At 69.7% G+C, this 23,484-nt stretch carries 17 protein-coding genes; 10 read left to right on the top strand and 7 right to left on the bottom strand.

Features of this window, described 5'->3' with window-relative positions; all coding sequences use genetic code 11:
* Positions 1-2: 2 nt before the first annotated feature.
* The gene (locus ABNG04_RS06570; RefSeq protein WP_371161108.1) at positions 3-1,721 is read right to left on the bottom strand and encodes a nucleotide-binding protein; all 1,719 of its coding nucleotides are present in this window, start codon (positions 1,719-1,721) and stop codon (positions 3-5) included.
* Between the two features lie 167 nt (positions 1,722-1,888).
* On the opposite strand from ABNG04_RS06570, the gene ahaH reads away from it, so the two are divergent.
* The 10 genes from ahaH to ABNG04_RS06620 all read left to right on the top strand — a co-directional run bounded on the left by ahaH (position 1,889) and on the right by ABNG04_RS06620 (position 11,414).
* Positions 1,889-2,245 (top strand): ATP synthase archaeal subunit H, encoded by a 357-nt coding sequence (gene ahaH / locus ABNG04_RS06575; protein WP_371161109.1) that lies wholly within the window; start codon positions 1,889-1,891, stop codon positions 2,243-2,245.
* A gap of 4 nt (positions 2,246-2,249) precedes the next feature.
* Positions 2,250-4,472 (top strand): V-type ATP synthase subunit I, encoded by a 2,223-nt coding sequence (locus tag ABNG04_RS06580; RefSeq protein ID WP_371161941.1) that lies wholly within the window; start codon positions 2,250-2,252, stop codon positions 4,470-4,472.
* 202 nt (positions 4,473-4,674) lie between these two features.
* Positions 4,675-4,926 (top strand): V/A-type ATP synthase subunit, encoded by a 252-nt coding sequence (locus ABNG04_RS06585; protein ID WP_297884521.1) that lies wholly within the window; start codon positions 4,675-4,677, stop codon positions 4,924-4,926.
* 21 nt (positions 4,927-4,947) lie between these two features.
* On the top strand, positions 4,948-5,526 hold the full coding sequence (locus ABNG04_RS06590) for a V-type ATP synthase subunit E (RefSeq protein ID WP_371161111.1): 579 nt from the start codon (positions 4,948-4,950) through the stop codon (positions 5,524-5,526).
* Positions 5,523-6,569, top strand: coding sequence for a V-type ATP synthase subunit C (locus ABNG04_RS06595; protein ID WP_371161113.1), 1,047 nt, complete (start codon positions 5,523-5,525; stop codon positions 6,567-6,569). Before ABNG04_RS06590 ends, ABNG04_RS06595 begins: the two co-directional genes overlap by 4 nt.
* Positions 6,566-6,895: a V-type ATP synthase subunit F gene (locus tag ABNG04_RS06600; RefSeq protein WP_371161115.1), complete on the top strand. Its 330-nt coding sequence runs from the start codon at positions 6,566-6,568 to the stop codon at positions 6,893-6,895. The genes ABNG04_RS06595 and ABNG04_RS06600 overlap by 4 nt, the downstream gene beginning before the upstream one ends.
* Before the next feature lies 1 nt (position 6,896).
* The gene (locus ABNG04_RS06605) at positions 6,897-8,660 is read left to right on the top strand and encodes an ATP synthase subunit A (protein WP_371161117.1); all 1,764 of its coding nucleotides are present in this window, start codon (positions 6,897-6,899) and stop codon (positions 8,658-8,660) included.
* A gap of 2 nt (positions 8,661-8,662) precedes the next feature.
* On the top strand, positions 8,663-10,087 hold the full coding sequence (locus ABNG04_RS06610; RefSeq protein ID WP_371161119.1) for a V-type ATP synthase subunit B: 1,425 nt from the start codon (positions 8,663-8,665) through the stop codon (positions 10,085-10,087).
* Positions 10,088-10,237: 150 nt separating this feature from the next.
* Positions 10,238-10,939: a V-type ATP synthase subunit D gene (locus tag ABNG04_RS06615; protein WP_371161120.1), complete on the top strand. Its 702-nt coding sequence runs from the start codon at positions 10,238-10,240 to the stop codon at positions 10,937-10,939.
* Positions 10,940-11,024: 85 nt separating this feature from the next.
* Positions 11,025-11,414: a DUF6276 family protein gene (locus ABNG04_RS06620; RefSeq protein ID WP_371161122.1), complete on the top strand. Its 390-nt coding sequence runs from the start codon at positions 11,025-11,027 to the stop codon at positions 11,412-11,414.
* A gap of 10 nt (positions 11,415-11,424) precedes the next feature.
* On the opposite strand, the gene ABNG04_RS06625 is transcribed toward ABNG04_RS06620, so the two are convergent.
* From ABNG04_RS06625 to leuS, 6 genes are all read right to left on the bottom strand, one after another.
* Positions 11,425-11,775: a hypothetical protein gene (locus tag ABNG04_RS06625; protein ID WP_371161124.1), complete on the bottom strand. Its 351-nt coding sequence runs from the start codon at positions 11,773-11,775 to the stop codon at positions 11,425-11,427.
* 78 nt (positions 11,776-11,853) lie between these two features.
* A complete protein-coding gene (locus tag ABNG04_RS06630) occupies positions 11,854-13,359 on the bottom strand; it encodes a stage II sporulation protein M (protein ID WP_371161125.1) in 1,506 nt (501 codons plus the stop codon).
* A 41-nt stretch (positions 13,360-13,400) separates the two neighbouring features.
* Entirely contained in the window at positions 13,401-16,316 is a 2,916-nt protein-coding gene (locus ABNG04_RS06635) for a DEAD/DEAH box helicase (RefSeq protein ID WP_371161943.1), read from the bottom strand.
* Positions 16,317-16,473: 157 nt separating this feature from the next.
* Positions 16,474-19,113 carry a PAS domain-containing protein gene (locus ABNG04_RS06640; protein WP_371161127.1) on the bottom strand — a complete coding sequence of 880 codons (2,640 nt, stop codon included), beginning with the start codon at positions 19,111-19,113 and terminating at the stop codon, positions 16,474-16,476.
* Between the two features lie 105 nt (positions 19,114-19,218).
* Positions 19,219-20,643 (bottom strand): kynureninase, encoded by a 1,425-nt coding sequence (gene kynU / locus ABNG04_RS06645; protein ID WP_371161128.1) that lies wholly within the window; start codon positions 20,641-20,643, stop codon positions 19,219-19,221.
* A gap of 68 nt (positions 20,644-20,711) precedes the next feature.
* Positions 20,712-23,384, bottom strand: coding sequence for a leucine--tRNA ligase (gene leuS, locus ABNG04_RS06650; RefSeq protein WP_371161130.1), 2,673 nt, complete (start codon positions 23,382-23,384; stop codon positions 20,712-20,714).
* Positions 23,385-23,484: the final 100 nt, after the last annotated feature.

The following is a 23,484-nucleotide window of genomic DNA, read 5'->3' on the forward strand; positions in this document are numbered from 1 at the left end:
GTTCAGCGACCGAGTAACCGACTGAAGAACCCGCTGCCGCCCTCGTCTTCGTCGTCAGCGGACGGCGAGTCGCCGTCGTCCATCGTCTCCTCGCCGTCCTCCTCGTCCTCCTCCGACAGCACGGTGTTCATCGTCCCGGTGTCGTCGTCGCGGAACGGGATGCTCCCCGCGAGCTCGTCGTCGATGTCGTCTCCCGCCGCCGAGTCAGCGCTCGCGGCCCCCTCGCCGTCCGCCTCGTCGGGTCCGGTGGCCGCCTCGCGCGCCGTCTCGTCCGCGTCGGGGATCGCGTCCGAATCCTCCTCCGTCGCGTCGTCCGGGCCGGTGGCCTCAAGCTCGGCGGCCGCTCTCCCTCCGGCCATGGACTCGTCACCGGCGTCGGTTCCGCCAGCCTCGTCGCCGTTCGCCCCGTCGCCGCCGGTCTCCTGAGTCGGATCGTCGCTCTCGACGAACTCCTCCGGCTCGCCGCCGGCGTCGCGTGCGCCCTCGTCGGTGTCGCCGTCACCGGCCTCGTCCGTGTCGTCGTCGCCGCCTTCGTCCGTGTCCTCGCCTGCGACGTCGTCCCCGGCTTCGCCTGTCTCGTCGCCTCGGTCTTCGTCCGCGATATCGTCTCCGCCTTCGTCTGTCTCGTCGCCTCGGTCTTTGTCCGTGTCCTCGTCCGCGACGTCGCCCGCCGGTTCGCTCTCGCTCGCGACGATGATGTCGTCGCCGTCGCCCGGCTCGGCCACGCCGCTCGCGTCGGGGTCCGCGACGATGATATCCTCGTCCGACTCGGGCTCCGCGCCCGCTTCCTGCCCCGCCTCGGTGGCCGCGGCCTCGCGCGCCTCCTCGTCGGCGTCGTCCCGCTCGCTCGCCGCTTCGGAATCACTGCCGTCCGCGTCGTCCGCCGCCGGTCCGTCGTCGACGATCACGGCGTCGTCGTCCGCCGCGGTCGGCCCGTCGTCGGCTCCCGCGTCGCCGGCCTCCGCGCTGTCCGCCTCGGTTCCGCCCGCGGCGTCGGCTGCGGGCTCGGCGAGTCCCACGCCGTCGACGTCCGCGCCGGTCAGGGCGCGAGTCAGGTCGCGGTACGCCCGCGTCGCCGGCGCGTCCGGTGCGATTGCGGCCAGGGTGCCGTTCGCGGCGGCGGCCCGAGCCACCGCCTCGTCTTCCGGGATCCGCCCGAGAACGGGGGCGTCCAGCAGCGCCGTGACCACCTCGTCGGTGTCCGCCGCCACGCGGGTGATCGCGCCCCCGGCGACGGTCCCGCCGAGGCGCTCCGTCAGCTGCCGCGTCTTCTCGGTGTCGCCGAGGGCGCTCCGCTCCGGCGTCGAGACGAGGAGCGCCTCGTCGGCGATCGCGAGCGGCAGCGTGGAGTCGTGCGACAGCCCCGCGCCGGCGTCGACGAACACGTAGTCGGCGTCGGCGAACGCCTCGACGACCCTCCGGAGCCCCGAGGGGTCCACGGCCGCGTACGCGTCAAGGTCGGCCGCCCCCGGCACGACCCGGAGTCCGGCCGGTCCCTCGCGGACCGCCGCCTCGGGCTCCGCCTCGCCGGCGAGGACGTCGTGGAGGGTGGTCTCGCCGGGCGTCACCCCGACGGCGCCCGCGAGGTTCGCCATGCCGAGGTCGGCGTCGATCGCGACGACGTCGGCGCCCGAGTCCGCCAGGATCGTCGCCACCGCCGCGGTCGTGGTGGTCTTCCCGACCCCACCTTTCGCCGACGCGACCGCATACACCGTTGCCATACGGTGACGGTCCGGCGACTGCTACTTAAATGTAGGCGGCGGCGATCGGACCCGCGCCGCGGTTCGGTCCGAAATCCCTCCGGAACGGGCCCGACGTCCGCGCGCAACCCCGCGGGCTTTCGCAAACACCTTATACATCGCTAGTAGAGTTTCAGGCGATTAGTAGCATGGCGAGACCAGAGGTGCTCAACTCGATCAAGGAGGCCGAACGGGAGGCGGACGAGATCATCGCGGACGCTGAATCGGACGCCGAAGAGCGCCTCGCCGAAGCTCGAAAGCGCGCGGACGAGATCCGCGCCGAGGCCGAGGAGGAGGCGGAGTCCGAGGCCGAAGAGCGGCTCGAAGCGGCCCGAGCGGAGATCGAGGAGCGGCGCGAGGAGATCCTCGAATCGGGACGTGCCGACCGCGACGAGCTCGAACGCGAGGCCCGCGACCGGGTGGAATCGGCCGTCGACTACGCCGTCGAGCAGTTCGAAGCGGCGGTCCACGACGAGGCCGAGGAGGCGGTGGATGCTCAGGCCTGAGCAGATGAGCCGGGTGTCGGTGACGGGCTCGAAGCGCGTCATCGACGACGTCATCGAGGCGGCGTACGCCCACCACTCCCTGCACGTCACGGACTACGACGACCGGTACGAGGGGTTCGACCCCGGGACGTCGCTCGAGGGGGCCGAGACCGTCAACGAGCGGCTCGTGACGGTCCGGTCGCTCGAGAGCATCCTCGACGTCGACGCGGATGACGCCGAGGTCGCCCGGTCGCTCGACGACGACGAACTCGACGCCGAGCTCGACCGCGTCCGCGACCGCGTCAACGACCTCAACGACCAGCGCGACGAGCTCCAGGGCGCGATCCGCGACCGGCAGGAGGAGATCGACCGGATGGAGCCGTTCGCGGAGCTCGGGATCGACCTCGAGTACCTGCGCGGCTACGACTCGGTTGAGGTCGTCGTCGGCGAGGCAAAGCCGGCCGCCGTCGAGGCGGCGCTCGAAGACGCCGAGACGATCGATGTCTTCGACGTGTTCGTCGGCGGCGACGTGCTCGCCATCGTCGCGAAGCCGGTCGACGGCGACGCCGAGGGCGTCGTCCAGGACGCCCTCGTCGGCGTCGACATCGCGCTGCTCGACGTCCCGAACGCTGACGCAAGCCCGGAGGAGTACGTCGCGGAGCTGGAGGCCGAGCAGGCTGACCTCCGCGACGAGCTCGCCGGCGTCGAGGCGGAGCTCGACTCGGTGAAGGAGGAGGCGGCGGGCTTCCTGCTGCGCGCCGAGGAGGCGCTCACCATCGAGGCGGAGAAGAAGGAGGCGCCGCTCTCGTTCGCGACCACCGAGAACGCGTTCGTCGCGGAGGGGTGGGTGCCGACCGAGTCGTACCCCGACTTCGAGGCGGCGATCGTCGACGCCGTCGGCGACCACGTCGAGGTCGAGGAGCTCGAACGGGCGTCGTTCACGCCCGACGGCGACCACCACGCCGAGCCGGTCGCGGAGACCGGCGGCGCGGCGTCGCCCTCCCAAGCGGCCGGCGGCGGTGACACCGAGGACGCGACCGCCGAGCCCGAGGCCGCCACGGACGGCGGCCACGCGGCGCACGGTACCGACGACCCGCCGGTTGTCCAGGACAACGGCAGCGCGGCCGGTCCCTTCGAACTGCTCGTTCAGGCGTTCGGGCGGCCGAAGTACTCCGAGTTCGACCCGACGCTCCTCGTCTTTCTCACGTTCCCGGCGATGTTCGGGTTCATGATCGGCGACGTGGGGTACGGCGTCCTGTACGCCGCTATCGGGTTCTTCATGTACTCGAGATTCGAGGGCGCGTTCCGCGAACTCGGCTCCGTCGCGATGTGGGCGGGCGGCTTCACGATACTGTTCGGCATCTACTTCGGCATCGACCTGTTCGGCTACCACGCCTACCAGCTGCTGCCGGGCGACGTCCACTGGCCGGTCGCCGGTAAGGGGCTCTCGCCGGCCGACCTCGACTGGGGGCTCTCGTTCCTCGTCGTCAGCGTGGTGTTCGGCATCGTCCACCTGAACATCGGCCACGCGCTCTCGTTCGTGAGCACGCTCCAGCAACACGACGTGAAGCACGCGCTCTACGAGGCCGGCTCGTGGCTCCTGATCCTCAACGGCGCGTGGATCTGGATCTTCAGCCAGCACGTCCCCGGCCCGAAGCCCGACTTCCTGTTCGAGTCGGTGTCGCTGCTCACGTTCGGCGTGGTCTCGTTCAGCGGCTTCCCGGTCGTCGTCGGTATCGCCGGCGCCCTCGCCGCGCTCCTCGGGCTCGTCCTGCTCGGCATCGGCGAACCGCCGGAGCTCGCGGAGTTCCTCTCGCCCATCGTCAACGTGATCTCGTACGCCCGGATCATGGCCGTCCTGCTCGCGAAGGGCGGGATGGCGCTCGCCGTCAACCTGCTCGCGTTCGGCGCGTACATCGACAAGGGCGGCGAGGGGAGCTTCCACTTCATATTCTCGGCGGAGCACCTCCATCACGTCCAAGAGACGCCGAGCGAGGAGCTGGTCTTCGCCGGGATCACCACCGCGTTCGACCCCGCCGCCATCGGCCTCGTGGGCGTCGTCGCGCTGGTCGGCGGGATCCTTGTCGCGGTCGTCGGCCACCTCGTCGTCCTGCTGCTCGGGGTCACGTCCGCCGGCATCCAGGCGGTCCGCCTCGAGTACGTGGAGTTCTTCGGGAACTTCTACGAGGGCGGCGGCCGGGCGTACCTCCCGTTCGGTCGTGACCGGAAGTACACCCGCGACGACTGACGGTCGACTCGACCGTCCGTCGTCCGTCGGTCTCGCCGCTTCGCGATCGGTCACCCCCGACGGTTCCGTCGGGTTCCGACGCCGATAGCGCCCGCTCTCGCCTCCGTTCTCCCGTCTTCTGCCCGGTCGTTTTGGGAAGCTTTATGACTCTTCTAGGGGCAACTACCTACCGTTCGGAGACGAGCAACCACAACTACTACCAATGTTTGAAGCTACCAACGAACTCGGGAACCTCGCACTGCAGACCGGTGGAACGCTGACTGACCCCAACGCCGCGGCGGCGCTCGCTGTCGGGCTCGCGGCGCTGGGCGCAGGCTACGCGGAGCGCGGTATCGGGTCGGCCGCCGTCGGCGCGATGGCCGAGGACGACGACCTCTTCGTCAACGGGCTCATCCTGACCGTCCTTCCCGAGACGATCGTCATCCTCGCACTCGTCGTCGTCTTCATCGTCTAAGCGGTACTTCCTTCCACACCAATGAGTTTGGAAACCGTCGTTGAGGACGTTCGAGACGAAGCCCGCGCGCGTGCGGAGGAGATCCGCGAACAGGCCGAGGCGGAGACCGACGAGATCGTCGCCGATGCGGAGGCCGACGCGGAGCGCATCCGCGAAGAGCGGCTCGCCGAGGTCGAGAGCCAGATCGACCAGGAGCGTGAACAGACGCTCTCCTCGGCGAAGCTCGAGGCCAAACAGGAGCGGCTCGGCGCTCGCCGTGACGTCTTAGAGGACGTCCACGACGACGTCGAGGCGGCCATCGGCGCCCTCGACGGCGACGATCGTCGCGAGCTCACCGAGGCCCTGCTCGACGCGACACTCGCGGAGTTCGACGACGACGAGGACGTCGCCGTCTACACCCGCGCCGAGGACGTCGACCTGCTCGAAGACCTCGTCGCGGACCGCAACGCCGAGGTCGACGGCGAGGTCGACTGTCTCGGCGGTGTCGTCGCGGAGAGCGACACCTCCCGCGTTCGCGTGAACAACACGTTCGACTCGGTCCTGGAGTCCGTCTGGGACGACGAGTTGAAGAACATCTCGGAGCGGCTGTTCGACCAATGAGCGCCGCCGGCAGCCCGAACCCCGAGTACGTCGTCGCGCGGGTTCGTGCCCGCCGCGGCAGCCTCTTCGGGGACGAGGAGTACCGGAAGCTCACCCGGATGGGCCCGGCCGAGATCGCCCGGTTCATGGAGGAGTCGACCTACGGCGAGGAGGTCAACGCGCTCGGCAGTCGCCACGGCGGCGTGGACCTGATCGAGTACGCGTTGAACCGGAACCTCGCCGAGCAGTTCGACGCCATCCTCGACTGGAGCGAGGGGTCGCTGTACGACCTGATCGCCCGGTACCTCCGGAAGTTCGACGCCTGGAACGTGAAGACGGTCATCCGCGGCGTCTACACCGACGCGGAGCAGTCGGCCGTCGAGGTCGACCTGATCCGCGCCGGCGAGTTCGACGACCGTCGGATCCGCCGACTGCTGGAGGCCGATTCCGTCGACGGCGTGATAGAGGTCCTCGAAGACACGATCTACGGGGAACCGCTGCGGGAGGCGTACGCCGAGTTCGAGGAGACGGACGTGCTGGTACCCTTGGAGAACGCGGTCGACCGCGCGTTCTACGAGCGGCTTCTCGCCGGGCTCGGCGGCGACGAGCCGACCCGGCAGTACGAGTCGTTCCTCAAGGCGGAGGTCGACTTCCGGAACGCGACGAACGCGCTCCGGCTCGCCCGCTCGGGGGCGGACATCGACCCTGCCGCGTACTTCATCGAGGGCGGCGACCTGTTCACCCGCTCGTCGCTCGCGCGGCTGGCGCAGAACCTCGACGAGCTGGTCGAGTACATCGGCGACAGCCAGTACGGCGAGGAGCTCGGGCCCGCGCTGCGAGAGCTCGAGGAGGCGGACAGCCTCATCGCGTTCGAACACGCGATCGACGCCGCGCTGCTGGCGTACGGCGACCGGCTCGGCACGATCCACCCGGTGTCGGTCACCCCGGTGATCTCGTACATCCTCGCGAAGGAGCGCGAGACGGAGAACATCCGGGCGATCGCCCGCGGGAAGGAGGCCGGGCTCTCGCCCGACGAGATCGAATCGGAGCTGGTGATAACATGAGCCAGGAGATAGCGGTCGTCGGCAGTCCCGAGTTCACGACGGGGTTCCGCCTCGCCGGCGTCCGGGCGTTCGAGAACGTCCCGGACGACGAGAAAGACGAGCAGCTCGACGACGCCGTCGAGCGGACGCTCGACGACGAGAACGTCGGCATCATCGTGATGCACGACGACGACCTCGACCACCTCTCGCGGGGGACCCGCGAGTCGGTCGAGGGGAGCATCGAGCCGGTCCTCGTGACGCTCGGCGGCTCCGGAGCCGGCAGCGGCGGGCTCCGCGACCAGATCAAACGCGCCATCGGCATCGACCTGATGGAGGAAGACGACTAATATGAGCAAAGCAGACACAACCGACGCCGTCGAAGACAGCGGCGTCATTCAGAGCGTGAGCGGTCCGGTCGTGACCGCCCGCGATCTCAACGCCCGCATGAACGACGTCGTCTACGTCGGCGACGAAGGGCTCATGGGCGAAGTGATCGAGATCGAGGGCGACCTCACGACCGTTCAGGTGTACGAGGAGACCTCCGGCGTCGGCCCCGGCGAACCCGTCGAGAACACGGGCGAGCCGCTGTCGGTCGACCTGGGCCCAGGGATGCTGGACGCCATCTACGACGGCGTTCAGCGCCCTCTGGACGTGCTGGAGGGCAAGATGGGCAGTCCGTACCTCGACCGCGGGGTCGACGCGCCTGGTATCGACCTCGAGGAGGAGTGGGAGTTCGAGCCCGAGGTCGCCGAAGGCGACGTCGTCGAGCCCGGCGACATCGTCGGGGTCGTCGAGGAGACGGTCACCATCGATCACAAGGTCATGGTGCCGCCGGACTACGAGGGCGGCGAGGTCGTCGCCGCCGAGTCCGGATCCTTTGACGTCACCGAGACGGTGGTCGAGCTCGACAACGGCGAGGAGATCTCGATGCACCAGGAGTGGCCGGTGCGCGAGGCGCGCCCCGCCAACGACAAGAAGACGCCGCGGACGCCGCTGGTATCCGGCCAGCGCATCCTCGACGGCCTGTTTCCCATCGCGAAGGGCGGGACGGCCGCGATCCCCGGCCCCTTCGGCTCGGGGAAGACAGTTACCCAGCACCAGCTCGCGAAGTACGCCGACGCGGACATCATCGTCTATGTCGGCTGCGGCGAGCGCGGCAACGAGATGACCGAGGTCATCGAGGACTTCCCGGAGCTCGAGGACCCGGCCAACGGCAACCCGCTGATGGCCCGCACCTCGCTCATCGCGAACACCTCGAACATGCCCGTCGCGGCGCGTGAGTCCTGTATCTACACCGGGATCACGATCGCCGAGTACTACCGCGACATGGGGTACGACGTGGCGCTCATGGCCGACTCCACCTCGCGGTGGGCGGAGGCGATGCGCGAGATCTCCTCCCGGCTGGAGGAGATGCCCGGCGAGGAGGGGTACCCCGCGTACCTCGCCGCGCGCCTGGCGCAGTTCTACGAGCGCGCCGGCTACTTCGAGAACATCAACGGGACGGAGGGCTCCGTCTCGGCGATCGGCGCGGTGTCGCCGCCCGGCGGTGACTTCTCCGAGCCGGTCACCCAGAACACGCTGCGGATCGTGAAGACGTTCTGGGCGCTCGACGCGGACTTAGCGGAGCGCCGCCACTTCCCGTCGATCAACTGGAACGAGTCGTACTCGCTGTACAAAGACCAGCTCGACCCCTGGTTCGAGGACGAGGTCGCCGACGACTGGGCGGAGCGCCGCCAGTGGGCGGTCGACGTGCTCGACGAGGAGACGGAGCTCCAGGAGATCGTCCAGCTCGTCGGGAAGGACGCCCTGCCCGACGACCAGCAGCTCACCCTGGAGGTCGCGCGCTACCTGCGCGAGGCGTACCTCCAGCAGAACGCGTTCCACCCGGTCGACACGTTCTGTCCGCCGGAGAAGACATACCTCATGCTGACGACGATCCAGACGTTCAACGACGAGGCGTTCGACGCGCTCGACGCTGGCGTCCCGGTCGAGGAGATCATCGACATCGAGTCGGCCCCGCGGATTAACCGTATCGGCGTCCAAGAGGACTACGAGGAGTACGTCGAGGATCTCAAGTCGGAGATCACCGAGGAGCTCCGGAGCCTCTACTGATCATGAAAGAGTATCAAACCATCACCGAGATCAGCGGTCCCCTCGTGTACGCCGAGGTCGACGAGGCGATCGGCTACGACGAGATCGTCGAGATCGAGACGGCACAGGGGGAGACGCTGCGCGGACAGGTGCTCGAATCCTCGGAGGACGTGGTCGCGATCCAGGTCTTCGAGGGCACCTCAGGCATCGACAGAGACGCGTCCGTCCGCTTCCTAGGCGAGACGATGAAGATGCCCGTCACCGAGGACCTCCTCGGGCGGGTGCTCGACGGCTCCGGCCGCCCGATCGACGACGGCCCGGAGATCGTCCCCGAGGAGCGACAGGACATCGTCGGCGCGGCGATCAACCCGTACTCCCGGGAGTACCCCGAGGAGTTCATCGAGACGGGCGTCTCCGCCATCGACGGGATGAACACGCTCGTCCGCGGGCAGAAGCTCCCGATCTTCTCCAGTTCCGGCCAGCCGCACAGCGAACTGGCGATGCAGATCGCCCGACAGGCCAGCGTGCCGGAAGAGGAGGAGGCCGGCGACGACGAGGAGGGTTCAGAGTTCGCCGTCATCTTCGGCGCGATGGGGATCACCCAGGAGGAGGCGAACGAGTTCATGGAGGACTTCGAGCGCACCGGTGCGCTGGAGCGCTCCGTCGTCTTCATGAACCTCGCGGACGACCCCGCCGTCGAGCGGACGGTCACGCCGCGGATGGTGCTCACCACGGCCGAGTACCTCGCCTTCGAGAAGGACTACCACGTCCTCGTCATCCTGACGGACATGACCAACTACTGCGAGGCGCTCCGCGAGATCGGAGCGGCCCGCGAAGAGGTGCCCGGCCGCCGCGGGTACCCCGGGTACATGTACACCGACCTGGCGCAGCTGTACGAGCGCGCGGGCCGGATCAAGGGCCGCGACGGCTCGGTCACGCAGATCCCGATCCTCACGATGCCGGGCGACGACGACACTCACCCGATCCCGGACCTGACCGGGTACATCACAGAGGGGCAGATCTACGTCGACCCCGACCTCAACAGCCAGGGCCTCCAACCGCCGATCAACGTCCTCCCCAGCCTGTCGCGGCTAATGGACGACGGGATCGGCGAGGGGCTCACCCGCGCCGACCACGCCGACGTGAAAGACCAGATGTTCGCGGCGTACGCGGAGGGTGAGGACCTCCGCGACCTCGTGAACATTGTCGGTCGCGAGGCGCTGTCGGAGCTCGACAACAAGTATCTCGACTTCGCGGACGCGTTCGAGTCCGAGTTCATCGACCAGGGCTTCGAGACGAACCGCGACATCGACGAGACGCTCTCGATCGGCTGGGACCTCCTCTCGATGCTGCCGAAGGACGCCCTCAACCGGATCGACGAGGAGTTCATCGAGGAGCACTACCGCGAGGACGACTCCGAGCGCAAGGTCGTCGAAGCGGCCGACTGACGCCTCGGCTCACCTTTTCCCCGCGATCGCCACCTTCGCCAGCGACCGCGCCGCGGCGACCGCGCTCGGAGGCCGACCCGCGGCGGCTGTCCGGCCGATCCGGCACGTCTGAAAAGAATTAAGCGCCTCGGAGCGGAACCTACCCACAAGATGGCCAAGGACGTCAAACCGACGCGGAAGAACCTGATGGCGATCGAGGACCGCATCGAGCTCTCCGAGCGCGGTCACGACACGCTCGAACAGAAGCGCGACGGGCTCATCATGGAGTTCATGGACATCCTCGACCAGGCGCAAGACGTCCGGTCCGAGGTCTCCGAGAACTACGAGACGGCCCAGCGGAAGATCGACATGGCCCGGGCGATGGAGGGCGACGTGGCGGTCCGCGGCGCGGCCGCGGCGCTGAAAGAGCACCCCGAGATCACGACCCAGTCGAAGAACATCATGGGCGTCGTGGTCCCGCAGATCGAGTCCTCGAAGGTCCAGAAGAGCCTCGACGAGCGTGGGTACGGCCTGCTCGGCTCCTCGGCGCGGATCGACGAGGCGGCCGACGCCTACGAGGAACTGCTGGAGAAGATCATCCTCGCCGCCGAGGTCGAGACGGCGATGAAGAAGATGCTCACGGAGATCGAGACCACGAAGCGCCGCGTGAACGCCCTCGAGTTCACGCTGCTGCCGAGCCTCTACGAGAACCAGGAGTACATCGAGCAGAAGCTCGAAGAGCAGGAGCGCGAGGAGATCTTCCGCATGAAGAAGATCAAAGCGAAGAAAGAGGAAGAGGAGGCCGCCGAGGAGGCCGAAGCGGCCGCGGAGGCCGCCGCCGCGGAGACCGAGGAGCCGGAGCCGGCCGACTGACGGTCCTCCCCGTCCCGACCCGCCATCAGCACTTCCGCGTCTTCTCGTCGCCGACTTTTAGCGCGTCCCGCCCGTAGCGACGCCCATGTCTTGTCCCGACTGCGACGCCGAGGTGGTCGCCTTCGCGGTCCCGTCGTCGCTCCGCGAACACGCCCCCGCCGACGCGGCGGCGATCTGTACGCGGTGTCTGCGGGTCGCCCCGGCGAGCGAGGCCGGCGTCGCGGACGCGGCGACCGACGACCCCAACCTCGGCCGCGTCGACCCCGTCTTCCCGTCCGGAGAGGCGGGGATCGCCCTGGCGCTCTGCTGTGGGAAACTGGAGTCGTTCGCCACGAACCGCGAGTCGATCGAGGCGCTGGTCCGTCACGCCGAGGGGGCGAGCGCGGACGTGTTCGCCTTCCTCGGGCGGCTCGACGCCGCCGACGCCGCGTTCGACTTAGACCGGCGGCGGGCGACGCTGATCGACGCGCTCTGAGCCGCCGGCGCTACAGGTCGACCCCGTCCGGGTCGTTCCACTCGTCGTCGCCGTCGTCGTCGTCCGCCTCCGTCCCCGCCGGGCCGAGCCGCTCTTCTCCCTGCCGCGATTCGTGGACGGCGAAGCCGCCGCTGCGCTCGTCGCTCCCGCCGGCGTACGGGTCGGTCTCCACGTCGTACCCCTGCTCCTCCCGCTCGAAGATGTACGCGAAGAAGCCGAACAGCGGGACGGCGAACGAGATGAGCGCCCACTTGCGCGGGTTCATCCCGTAGTTCGGCGCGTCGACGTACGCGTAGGCGGCGAAGCCGACGAGCCACAGGAGCGGGACGCCGACGAGGATGGCGGCGACGAGCGGCTGCATACCGACGCTTCGACCGCGCGGTAATAAGGCTGCGGGCGCGGCGGCGCGCCGGCGACGACGGGTCGTCGGTCGGGGTGCTCAGAGGAACGGGCGCCAGTAGTACGGGCTGACGAACCCCTCGATGACGGCGGCGACGCCGAGCAGGATCCCGAGGCCGATGGTCACCCAGAACGCGGTCTCTAAGGCGTCGGCGAGCCCTCCACGACTCGCACGGCCGCGGGCCGCCCGCAACGAGACCGCGCCGAGGTGGACGCCGAGCGCGCCCGAAATGACGAGCGCGGGGATCTCGAATATCCCGTGCGGGACCACGAACGCGACGAGGGCGGGCAGGTTCTCTTCGAGGGCGGCGGTAGCCCCGAGCGCGAGGCCGTTGAACGCGAGCGACGAGAGCGCGGGCACGACGAGGCCGACGCCGGAGAAGGCGGTCGCGATCGCGACCCCCCAGTTGTTCCCGAAGAACGTCAGCGCGGCCACCGGCGGGACGTGTCCCACCAGCCGGCCCTCGATCGACGTGGGGACCGCCTCCGCGAAGGGGGCGGCGGCGGTCCAGCCGACCGCGCCGAACCCGATCGCCACCGCGATCGCGAGCGCGTGGGAGCCCGGTGTCGACCGGACGAACCCGACCAGCTCTCGCCAGCCGCGGCGGAGGCCGCCGCCGAGCTGTGCGCGGACGCCGGCCTCGGGGGGCGAGACGGGGTTGACCGTCCCGCGGTAGTCGCCGTAGAGGACGGTCTTCAGCAGGTCGAGCGCGGGCGCGACGACGACCGCACTGGCGAGCGCGACGACGGCGCCGCCGCCGAGGAACGCGATCCCCGAGGCGACCGACGCGACGGCGACCAGCGCGCCGATCGCGACCACGAGGTAGGCGGCGGCGTCGGCCGGGTTCGAGCGGACGAAGCCGCCGGCCCCCTCGATCCCGCCGACGACGCCGGCGTCATCAACGACGACGGCCACCGGCGCGAACGCGAAGAGGATCCGCACGAGGGCGACGGCGGCGAAGCCGACGAGCAGGACGCCGACCGCGACCGCCGCGCCGAGGAACGGGTTCGCGAGGAACGCCGCGCCGACCGCGATCGACCCGAGCGCGATCACGGCGACCCACAGGAGCAGCTCGGCGACGTAGAGGCCGAGGAAGGTGAGCCACCGCGACCGGGCTCCCGCGATCCCGCCGACGAGACCCCGCTCGTCGCGGAGGGTCGCGACGACCGCCGAGAGCTGCCCGGCCGAGATGGCGGCGTACGCGAGGACCGCGAGGGCGACTGTGACGAGCACCCCGGCGGCGACGAGGGCCGCGACTGTCGGCGTCGCCAGCGGCTCGAACGCGGGCGCGACTCCCTCGCCCCACGCCTGGAGCGCCTCCGGATCCTGCGTCTCCGGCGGCGGTTCCACCCCCGCGAGCGCCTCGCGGAGCGTCGCGAGTCGCCCGGTCAGCTCGAGGTGGAGGTAGACCCCGGCGAGCGCCGCGAACGTGCCGAGGCGGGCGATCACCGGCACGGCCGTGCCGAGGAGGTAGAACGGGAGGAGGTCCGCGGGACGTCGACGGAGGGTCGCTGTCGTTGCCGTGATGGCGGCGGAGAGATCCATACGGTCGGTTCGGTCGTCCGATATTTAAAAACGGGGCCGGGCTAATCCCAGAACGACTGCGTGCGCGCGTACTCGCGCTCTTGCCGCAGCACGTCGCGGTAGAACTCATCTTCGTCCTCGCGGAGCTTGTTGATGATCCGCGCGGCGTTGTGGGGGCCGACGCCGCGGGCGGCTAAGGCGATCACCGCCCGCTTCCCGTGCGTCTGGACGAGGCTCGCCGCGCGGTGCGCGCGCTCGGTGCGGCGCTCCTGTTCGTCGTCCTTCTCGGGTGCGCGTACCGCGGCGACCGTCTCGTCGTCCCACGGGTTCAGCGCCGCGATCCGGGTCGACCCGCACTCCGGACACTCCGGCTGGTCGCGGACGCGCCGGACCTTCGTCGTGTGCTTCCAGTCGGTACAGTGGAGACAAAAGAGGATGACGCGGTCGTCTTGGATCCGTTCTTTGACCGTCGCTATCACGTCCGCGTCAGCGTTGTCGGGGACGAGGAACTCGGTGCCGGCCGAGCGGCCCGCGGTGCCCAGCGGCGTGCGCTCGCGGGCGATCGTGAGCTCGCGGGATCCGTCCTGGACCCCGGCGAGTAGGTCCGCCGTTTCCGGCACCGCGAGGTCCGCGTGGAACACCTCGCGGAGCGCTTCGTCGTAGACGGGCGTATCCTCCAGCGCCGCGAGCAGGCGGTCGCCGCCGAACCGCCCCCGCCCTTCCTTGTACCGCTTCACCGCGCCGAACTTCGCGGCGACCTGCGCCAGCGTGAACTTCAGCGCGTCCGACTTCTTCACGGCGAGCTCAAGGTACGCCTCCAGGCGGTCCGGGTCCGTCGTCTCTAATACCTCGCGGAAGGTGCCCGGTCCGGCCCCGTTCGGCACCTCGAACTCGATCCGGTACGGGTCGACATCCATCCCGACAGACGAGCCGGCGCGCTGGCCGACAAGCGCCGCGAGCAGCCGCGCGAGCGTCTCGTTGACCTCGTGACCGAAGGCGGCGTTGACCGCGACGGTGCGGGCGCTCCCCTCGATCACGATCCGCTCGTCCGTCGGTACGGGGTGGCCGGCGTCGACGTGGTCGACGACCGACTTCAGCGCCGCCGCGACCGTCTCCTCGTCGGTCGGGTAGCGTTCGGCGAGGTCGGCGGCGACCGCCGCCGGCGTGGAGCCGGCTTCGAGGGCGGCCGCGGCCTCGCCGCGTATTCGGCCGACCTCCCCGGCGACCGGCTTCGGGACGGGGATCTCCTGACCCACCCACGAGGGGACCTCCCCCGTCGGGTCGGGGATCGGCGTCACATTCACGCGCTCCTCCTCTTCGTCGACCTCGGTGATCCGCCACATCTCGCCGCGCTGGACGAACGTCTCCCCCGGCCCGGCGAAGTTGACGACGAACTGCTCGTCTAAGGTCCCGATGCCCCGCCGCGAGGACATGTCGTACACCTCGTAGGTGGACTCGTCGGGGATCATCGAGAGGTTCGCGTAGAAGTACTGCCACGTGCCGCCCGACTTCTCTAAGGTGTCCGTCTCCTCGTCGAGCCACAGCAGGCGGTTCCCGTCGAGTTCGCGGACGACCTCCTGGAACGCCGGTTCGGAGAGGTCCGCGAACGGGTACGCGTCCGTGACGGTCTGGTAGGCCTCGCGGGCGTGGATCTCTCCCTCGTCCATTACGAGGCCGACGATCTGGTTGGCGACCGTGTCGAGGCTGCCGTGGTGGATGTTCGCGGGCTCGACGAGCTCCTCGCCGGCGCGGCGCGCGATCGCCAGCGCCTCCAGCGTGTCGTCGCCGCCCTGCGTCACGATCGTCCCCTCGGAGACGAGGTCGCGGCGGTGGCCCGCGCGCCCGACGCGCTGGAGCAGCCGAGCGACCTCGCGGGGACTCCCGTACTGGACGACGTGGTCGACGCGCCCCACGTCGATGCCGAGCTCCATCGACGAGGTACAGACGAGCCCGTCGAGGTCGCCCGACTTGAACCGGTCTTCCACGTCGATCCGGACCTCCTTCGAGAGCGAGCCGTGGTGGAGCTCGATCTCGGTGGGGTCGTCGTCGCCGCGGTCCCGCTCCGTCTCCGCGAGCGTCTTGAACCGCGAGCCGAGCGCCTCCGCAGTCTGGCGCGTGTTGACGAAGATCAGCGTCGACTCGTGGGTCGCGACGATCTCGCGGATCGTCCGGACGTGGCTCGCGGTCGTCTCGTCGACCGCGAGCTCGCCGGCCAGCGTCGTATCGCGGTCCGTGATCGCCGGATCGAGGACGCGCACGTCGGTCCGCGTCCCGGCGGCGACCTCGACCGTCTCGAACCCGCGGTCGCCCTCGCGGTCCGGGTCGCGTTTCCCGGTCCCGACGAGGAACCGACCGACCTCCTCGGGGTCGCCGACCGTCGCGGAGAGGCCGACCCGCTGGAACGGCCCCGCGACGCGGCGCAGGCGTTCGAGGCCGACCGTGAGCTGCGCGCCGCGCTTCGCGGCGGCGAGCTCGTGGACCTCGTCGATGACGACGTGCGCGACGTCCTCCAGGGCGACCCGCATCTTCGAGCCGGTGAGGATCGCCTGGAGGCTCTCCGGCGTCGTGATCAGCACGTCGGGCGGGTCGTCGGCCTGCTTCGAGCGCTCGTACTGCGTGGTGTCCCCGTGGCGCACCGCGACCTCGACGCCGAGGCGGTCGCCCCACCACTCCAGCCGGTCCATCATGTCACGGTTGAGCGCGCGGAGCGGCGTGATGTACAGCGCCGAGATCCCCTCGCGCGGCGGGTCGCCCGGGGCGTCGCGGGCGTCGACGATCGCGTCGAAGACGGGGAGCATCGCGGTCTCCGTCTTCCCGGTCCCCGTGGGGGCGAGTACGAGGGCGTTCCGCCCGGCGGCGAGCGGCGGGATCGCTTCGCGCTGGGGCTCCGTCGGCGTCGAGAACCCCTGCTCCGAGAGCGCCGCGCGGACCTCGCTCCCGAGGTGCGCGAACGCGTCTATCCCCGACGGTTCCGCCATGGCTGTGATCATCTACGGTTGGGCGCTCGGGCGATTAAGCCCGTCGCTGTGCGAGATCCGGACGCGGCGGCGGCCGGCCTCTCGGTCCCTCGCCGGCGGCGCAGTGCGAGCCGGTGAGCCCGGTCAGTCGGCGCGTCCGATCGGTCGACACGCCCGATCAGTCGGCGCGGCGCAGTTCGACGACGAATACGCTCCCGGTCGGCTCGTTGTCCTCGACCCACACGTCGCCGTCGTACTTGTCGACGAGCGTCTTGACGAGGTAGAGCCCGATCCCGGTACCGCCCGTCTCCAACCCCTTCTCGCCCTCCTGGAATATCTCTTCCTTGTGGTCGTCGTCGATCCCGGGACCGTTGTCCGCGACCGACACGCGCACGACGTCGTCCGTCGCCTCGGCCGAGACCGTGACCTCCGCCACCTCCTTGTCGTTGTGGACGACCGCGTTGGTCAGCAGGTTGCGAAAAACCGCCTCTAACAGGTCGTCGGCCATCACGCTCACGTCCGGAATCACGCCCTCGACGGCCACCGTCGCGCGGTCCTGATCCGCGCGGACCTGCTCGATCTGTCGGTCGAGCTCCGTTCGAAGGGCCATCGGCGTCTGCTCGACGCCGACCTGTAGCAGCACGTCGGTGACGTCTTTGGCGGTCTCCGTGATGTCGGCCGCCTGCTTCGCCGCCTCGATGACCGTCCGCGCGTACGTCCGGCTCTCCTCGTCCGTGAGCGAGTCCTCGAGGAGTTCGGTGTACGACTCGACCACCATCAGCTGGTTCCGGATGTCGTGGCGGACGACCTGGTTGAGCAGCATGAGGGTGTCCCGCTGCTCTTCGAGCGTCCGCTCGTACCGCTTGAGCTCGGTCACGTCGCGGGCGTACCCCAAGACGGCGTCGTCGCTCGTCTCGGCCACCTCGTACGGGATCTTCGTCGTCTGGAGGATGCGCGTCTCCCCGGCCGCCGTGGTCAGCGTCTCCTCCCCGACCGTCTTGGGCTCACCCGACTCGATCACCTCCAAGTCGTCCTGGCGGAACTCCGCGGAGTCGTCGACCTCCGGGATGATCTCGCCCTCGGTCTTGCCTTCGACGTCCGCCGGCGTCCGCCCGTACGCCGACGCGGTCGCCTCGTTGGCGAGGAGGTACTCGCCCTCGCGGTCCTTCACGAACACCAGGTCGGGCACGAGGTCGATGATCTTCCGGAGCTCCTCGCGCGTCGACTCGATGGTCTGCTCGTACTCCTTTCGCTCGGTGATGTCTTGGACCAGCCCCAACGCGCCGACGAGCTCCCCGCTCTCGTCGTACTGCGGATCGCCGACCGTTCTGATCCACCGAGTCTGGCCGGTCCGGGTGACGATTCGGAGTTCGAGGTCGTACGACTCGCCGCTCTCGGTCAGCCGGTCGAACGCGGCCCCGATCGTCTTCCTGTCGTCCGGGTGGTAGAACTCGATCCCGTCGGCCAACTCGACCGACTCGCTCGTCGGCACCTCGTGGATCCGGTACACCTCGTCGCTCCACGTGAGCTCATCTTTGAGCAGATCGAGCTCCCACCAGCCGATCGACGCGCTCTGTTGTGTTCGCTCGATGACCTGTCGCGTCCGTCTCAGCTCCGTCTCGCGCCGCTTCTGCTCGTCGATGTCGATGTGGATACCGACCGCGCGGAGCGCCTCGCCGCTCTCGTCGCGTTCCACGGCTTTGCCGACGCTCCGGATCCACTTCCACTCGTCCGCCGCGGTGCGCATCCGGTGTTCCACCTCGTAGAACTCCGACTCGCCGGCCATGTGGCTCGACAGAGCCTCCTCGGCGGTCCCGAGGTCGTCCGGGTGTACGCGACGCTCCCACGCGTCGAGGTGCGGTTCGATCTCGTCGACCGAGTGGCCCAACATCTCAGCCCACTGGTCGTTGAACTCGACCTCGTCGGTGCTCATGTCCCAGTCCCAGACGCCGATCTGGGCGCCCTCGACCGCAAGCTCAAGCCGGTCTTTGATCTGTTGGAGCGCTCGCTCTCGCTCCCGCTGTTCGGTGATGTCGGTCGAGACGCCGCACACGCCGCGTATCCCTCCGTCCTCGTCGTACACGGGGGACTTCCGCGTGAGCCGAACGCTCTCTCCGGCCGGCGTCGGCACCGTCTCCTCGAGCTCGATCAGTTCGTCCTCTTCGACCACGCGGCGGTCGTCCGAGCGCGCCCGCGCCGCGGTGGCCTCCGGGAAGATCTCCTCGTCGGTCATTCCGATGGGATCTTCGTCGATGTCGAACAGGTCACGGCACGCCTGGTTCGCTAGGAGGTACCGTCCCTCGGTGTCCTTCAGGAACACCGCCGCGTCCATCGTCTCTAAGACGGTCTGGAAGCGGCGATGCGTGCGCCGGTGCTCCCGCTCCCGTTCCTTCTGTTCCGTGATGTCGCGAGCGATGCCGACGATCTGCGTCACCTCTCCCCCGTTGGTGACCGGCGTCAGCTTCGTCTGCCAGTCGCTCGTGCCGTCGGGGAACTCGAGTCGCTCCTCGTACTCGATCGTCGCCCCCTCTTCGACGCACCGGCGGTAGTTCGCCTCGACCGCGGCCCCCTGTTCGTCGCCGAGGAGTTCGCGCGGCGTCTCTCCGAACATCGCGTCCTCGCTCAGGCCGGTCTGTCGCTGGTAGGCGGCGTTGTTCTGCTTGAACGTGAACTCGTACTCGCCGCCCGCCTGCGCGACGTCGACCAGAAAGATCGCGTCGTCCGCCTCCCGGAACATCGCCTCGTACGCGCTCTCCACCCCCTTCCCGCCGGCTTCGAGCCGGTCATCACCGCCGGTTGACTGTGATCCTTTTCCCATTGTTCTAATTACACAATATACGTTCGCGCTGTGGATAACTCTACGGATGTCAGGGTAAAGATCTCCTCGGCCGACACCGCTCACCGTTCCCGTTCGCCGCGACCGCTACGTCACGCCGCCCTCGCTCGTCGCGTACGCCTCGTGGGCGTCCGCGTCGAGGATCGCCTCGATCTCGTCGACGACTTCCAGCACGTCGGCGAACGAGGTGTACGGCGCGGCCGGACAGACGCGGACGACGTTCGGCGGCCGGAAGTCGACCACCACGCCCCGGTCGGTGAGCGCCGCGCTCAGTCGCTCCCCGTCCGGGTGTTCGAGGGCGACGTGGCCGCCGCGGGCGGCGTGCTCGCGGGGCGTCCCCACCGAGACCGCCGGGAGCCGGTAGTCGACGAGGGCGATGAGGAAGTCGGTGAGCGCGAGCGACTTCGCCCGCAGGCGGTCGATCCCGGCCTCGCGGAGGAGTTCGACCGACCCCTCCAGCGGCGCGGCCGAGAGCAGCGGCGGCGTGCCGATCTGCCACGCGCCGGCGGAGTCGGCCGCGGTGAAGGTCATGTTCATCTCGAACTGCGTCGCCTTCTCGTGGCCCCACCACCCCGCGAGGGCGGGGTCGAGCCCGTGGTGGCGCTCGGCGACGAACAGCGCGCCGATCGACCCCGGCCCGGCGTTGAGGTACTTGTACGTGCACCACACCGCGAAGTCGACGCCGGCGTCGCCGAAATCGTGCGGGACCGCACCAGCCGAGTGGGCCGCGTCGAAGCCGGCGTACGCCCCCGCCTTGTGGGCGGCCGTCGCGATCCGCTCGACGTCGAAGAGCTGGCCCGAGCGGTACAGCGCGGTCGGCATCCAGACGATCCCCACGTCGTCGTGCGCCGCCAGCGCGGCCTCCACGTCGCGGGGGTCGATCGTCCGGCCGTCGCGGCTCTCGACGACCCGCAGCTTCTCGTCCGGGTCGATCCCGCGCTGCCGGAGCTGCGCCCGCAGCGCGTAGTGGTCGGAGGGGAAGTCGAGCTCGTTGACGAGGACCGCGGGATCGACCGCGGCGTCCCAGCTCCCGTCCGCGGCCGCGACCCCTTCGCGTTCGGGCCCGTTCCCGGCCAGCAGCTCGTCGAGGAACGTGCCAACGAGCGTGTGGATGTTCACGGTGATCGAGTTGCCGACGACCACCTCGTCCGGCTCCGCGCCCACCAACGGCGCGAGCGCGTCGCCGAGCCGCTCGCCGACGTCGAACCACGGCGGATCGGCGTCGGTCCACCCCGAGATCAGCAGGTCGCGCCACTCGTCGATAACGCGGTCGAGACTCGCGAGGGCGGCGTCGCTCGCGGGGCCGAGCGAGTTCCCGTCCATGTAGAGCACGTCCTCTGGGACTCGGTAGCGGTCCGCGAACGAGGCGAGCGGGTCGTTCTCGTCGAGGCGGGCGGCGAGCACCGCGGGGTCGGCGTCGGCCGCGTCGGCCGAATCGCCGTCGCCCGCCGCGCCGCCGCCGAGCCCCTCGCCCGCGAGCGCCTCCCGGGCGGGAGTGTACGGATCGTCCATACACGATGACACCGCGCCGGCGACTAAGCGTTACCGGGGTCGGCCGAGCGGCCGCGCCGCCGCGGGCGTCACTCGACGATGTCGATCGCGGGCCGGCCCGGCTCCGCCTTGCTGACGACGCCCGCGTCGGCGTCCGCGGCGCGCTCGACCCGGACCGGCGCGTCGAACTCGCGCTCGATCAACCACGCGGCCGCGCGCAGGGCGTCGTACTCGGCGTCGCCGTCGAGCGTCTCCCGGAGCGCCTCGCGGTTCGCCTGGAGGTCCTGCCCGTACGAGGCGGCGTCGTCGCCCCGCTCGCGGATGTGGCTCTCGGCCATCAGCTCCGAGATGAGGTTGTCGGCGTCGCTGTCGATCGCGATCGCCAGCGCGTCGTACTTCCAGTCGGGCGCGACGACCACGTCGATCCGCTCGGGGTCGTCGATCCCGGCGACCTCGACGATGTCGCGCACGTCTTCGCGGGTGTTCGCCACCAGCCGCCGGCGACGCTCGACCGTCTCGCGGTCGACGCTCGCGGTGGGCCAGTCGGCCTCCGCGACGAACCCGTCGCGGCCGAGCGTCTGCCACAGCTCCTCGGCCAGATGGGGTGCGACGGGCGCGAGCAAGCGGACCGCGACGTCGACGCCGCGCTCGAAGACCTCGGGGTGCGGGTCGGCGTGTTCGCGGTAGCTCCGGAGGGTCCGGACCAGCTCCTGTGCCTCCCGCAGCGCCACGTTGAACGTCAGGTCGTCGTACTCCGCGCCGGCGATGGCGACCGCGGCGTCGGTCTCGTCGGCGACGTAGTCGTCGATGGTGTCGCGGTCGGCGTCGGAGTCGGCCGTCGCCACCTCGCCCGCGGCGTACGCCTCGACGAGGTCGCTGAGGCGGGTCAGGAACCGGTGAGTGGACCTGACGCCCTCCTCGGACCAGTCGAAGTCGCGCTCGGGTTGGGCGGCCTCCATCATGAACAGCCGCGCGGTGTCGGCGCCGTACTCGTCGACGATCCGCTGCGGGGAGACGACGTTTCCCTTCGACTTGGACATCTTCTCGCCCTCCAGTTGGACCATCCCCTGCGCCAGCAGGTTCGTGAACGGCTCGCGGTGGTCGAGCCCCTCCTCGTCGGCCAGCACCTTCGTCAAGAACCGCGAGTACAGCAGGTGCATCACGGCGTGCTCGATGCCGCCGACGTACTGGTCGACCGGCATCCAGTCGTTCGCGCGGTCGAGTTCGAAGGGCGCGTCCTCCAGGTCCGGCGAGACGTACCGCAGGAAGTACCACGAGGAGTCAACGAACGTGTCCATCGTGTCGGTCTCGCGGGTCGCGGGCCCGCCGCAGTCGGGGCAGGTCGTCGCCTGCCACTCCTCGGCGGCGTCCAGCGGGTTCCCGGTCGTGTTGATGAACTCCGGCAGCTCCACAGGGAGGTCCTCGTCGGGCACCGGGACCGCGCCGCAGTCGTCGCAGTGGACGACCGGGATCGGCGTCCCCCAGTAGCGCTGGCGGGAGATGCCCCAGTCGCGCAGGCGGTACTGCGTCGTCTCGGTCGCGCCCTCGACGTCGGCGGTGATCCGCTCGCGGGCGGTCTCGCTGTCGAGGCCGGCGTACTCGCCGGAGTCGATCAGGACGCCGTCCTCCGTGAACGCGGCGTCCTCCACGTCAGGGGCGTCCGGGACCGTCTCGCCGTCCCAGTCGTCCGGTTCGGGGGCGACCACGGGGCGGATCTCGACGCTCTTCTCCGTCGCGAACGCGTGGTCGCGCTCGTCGTGGGCGGGGACGGCCATCAGCGCGCCCGTCCCCACGTCCGAGAGGACGAAGTCGGCGACGTACACCGGGATCTCCTCGCCGGTGGCTGGGTTGGTCGCGGTCAGCCCGGTCTCGACGCCGTTCGGCTCGTCACCGTCGGGGTCGGCCTCCTCCTCGACGAAGCGCCGGACGTCGGCGTCCTCCTCGGCCAGTTCCTCGGCGATCGGGTGGTCGGGGGCGATCGCGAAGAACGTCGCGCCGTAGATCGTGTCGATCCGAGTCGTGAACGCCGTGACGTCTCCGTACCCGTCGATCCGGAAGTCGACCTCGCTGCCGTACTGCCGGCCGATCCAGTTGCGCTGCATCTGCCGGACGGAGTCGGGCCACCCCTCCAGGTCGTCGATGGCCTCCAGCAGCTCGTCGGCGTACTCGGTTATCTTCAGGAACCACTGGTCCAGCTCGCGGGTCCCGACGGGGGTGTCACAGCGCCAGCACAGCTCCGCGTCGCCCTCGACCTGCTCGTCGGCGAGGACGGTCTCACAGGAGGGACACCAGTTCACCTCGGCGTCGCGGCGCTCGACGAGGCCGGCGTCGTGGAAGCGGCCGAACAGCCACTGGTTCCACCGGTAGTAGTCGGGCGTACAGGTGGTGACCTCGCGGTCCCAGTCGTAGCCGAACCCCATCGACTTCATTTGCCCTCGCATCGTGTCGATGCAGTCGAACGTCCAGTCTCGGGGATTGGTGTCGCGCTCCTTCGCGGCGTTCTCGGCGGGTAGGCCGAACGCGTCCCACCCCATCGGGTGGAGCACGTCGTCGCCGCGCATCCGCCGGTAGCGGGCGTACGCGTCCGTGATCGTGTAGTTGCGGACGTGGCCCATGTGGAGCTTCCCGGACGGGTACGGGTACATGCCGAGGACGTACGTCGGGTCGTCCGCGTCGTCCGGGACGTGGTACACGTCGGCGTCGTCCCACGCCTCCTGCCAGCGTTCTTCGACCGTCGCGTGGTCGTATCCCTCCTGAGACATCTGCTTATATACTCGTGGTCGGTTCGGCGTCGTATAGCTTTCCATCCAGTGGTGGGCCGTGCCACACCGCCTCGCGGGCGGCGAGCGTGTCACCCCCCTG

Source organism: Halorubrum miltondacostae (assembly GCF_041379815.1).
GTDB lineage: Archaea > Halobacteriota > Halobacteria > Halobacteriales > Haloferacaceae > Halorubrum > Halorubrum miltondacostae.

What these genes read in the sequence shown, in the direction of transcription:
- ABNG04_RS06570 (WP_371161108.1), bottom strand. Translation starts at nt 1,721, where the DNA reads ATGGCAACGGTGTATGCGGTCGCGTCGGCGAAAGGTGGGGTCGGGAAG.
- ahaH (WP_371161109.1), top strand. Translation starts at nt 1,889, where the DNA reads ATGGCGAGACCAGAGGTGCTCAACTCGATCAAGGAGGCCGAACGGGAG.
- ABNG04_RS06580 (WP_371161941.1), top strand. Translation starts at nt 2,250, where the DNA reads ATGAGCCGGGTGTCGGTGACGGGCTCGAAGCGCGTCATCGACGACGTC.
- ABNG04_RS06585 (WP_297884521.1), top strand. Translation starts at nt 4,675, where the DNA reads ATGTTTGAAGCTACCAACGAACTCGGGAACCTCGCACTGCAGACCGGT.
- ABNG04_RS06590 (WP_371161111.1), top strand. Translation starts at nt 4,948, where the DNA reads ATGAGTTTGGAAACCGTCGTTGAGGACGTTCGAGACGAAGCCCGCGCG.
- ABNG04_RS06595 (WP_371161113.1), top strand. Translation starts at nt 5,523, where the DNA reads ATGAGCGCCGCCGGCAGCCCGAACCCCGAGTACGTCGTCGCGCGGGTT.
- ABNG04_RS06600 (WP_371161115.1), top strand. Translation starts at nt 6,566, where the DNA reads ATGAGCCAGGAGATAGCGGTCGTCGGCAGTCCCGAGTTCACGACGGGG.
- ABNG04_RS06605 (WP_371161117.1), top strand. Translation starts at nt 6,897, where the DNA reads ATGAGCAAAGCAGACACAACCGACGCCGTCGAAGACAGCGGCGTCATT.
- ABNG04_RS06610 (WP_371161119.1), top strand. Translation starts at nt 8,663, where the DNA reads ATGAAAGAGTATCAAACCATCACCGAGATCAGCGGTCCCCTCGTGTAC.
- ABNG04_RS06615 (WP_371161120.1), top strand. Translation starts at nt 10,238, where the DNA reads ATGGCCAAGGACGTCAAACCGACGCGGAAGAACCTGATGGCGATCGAG.
- ABNG04_RS06620 (WP_371161122.1), top strand. Translation starts at nt 11,025, where the DNA reads ATGTCTTGTCCCGACTGCGACGCCGAGGTGGTCGCCTTCGCGGTCCCG.
- ABNG04_RS06625 (WP_371161124.1), bottom strand. Translation starts at nt 11,775, where the DNA reads ATGCAGCCGCTCGTCGCCGCCATCCTCGTCGGCGTCCCGCTCCTGTGG.
- ABNG04_RS06630 (WP_371161125.1), bottom strand. Translation starts at nt 13,359, where the DNA reads ATGGATCTCTCCGCCGCCATCACGGCAACGACAGCGACCCTCCGTCGA.
- ABNG04_RS06635 (WP_371161943.1), bottom strand. Translation starts at nt 16,316, where the DNA reads ATGGCGGAACCGTCGGGGATAGACGCGTTCGCGCACCTCGGGAGCGAG.
- ABNG04_RS06640 (WP_371161127.1), bottom strand. Translation starts at nt 19,113, where the DNA reads ATGGGAAAAGGATCACAGTCAACCGGCGGTGATGACCGGCTCGAAGCC.
- kynU (WP_371161128.1), bottom strand. Translation starts at nt 20,643, where the DNA reads ATGGACGATCCGTACACTCCCGCCCGGGAGGCGCTCGCGGGCGAGGGG.
- leuS (WP_371161130.1), bottom strand. Translation starts at nt 23,384, where the DNA reads ATGTCTCAGGAGGGATACGACCACGCGACGGTCGAAGAACGCTGGCAG.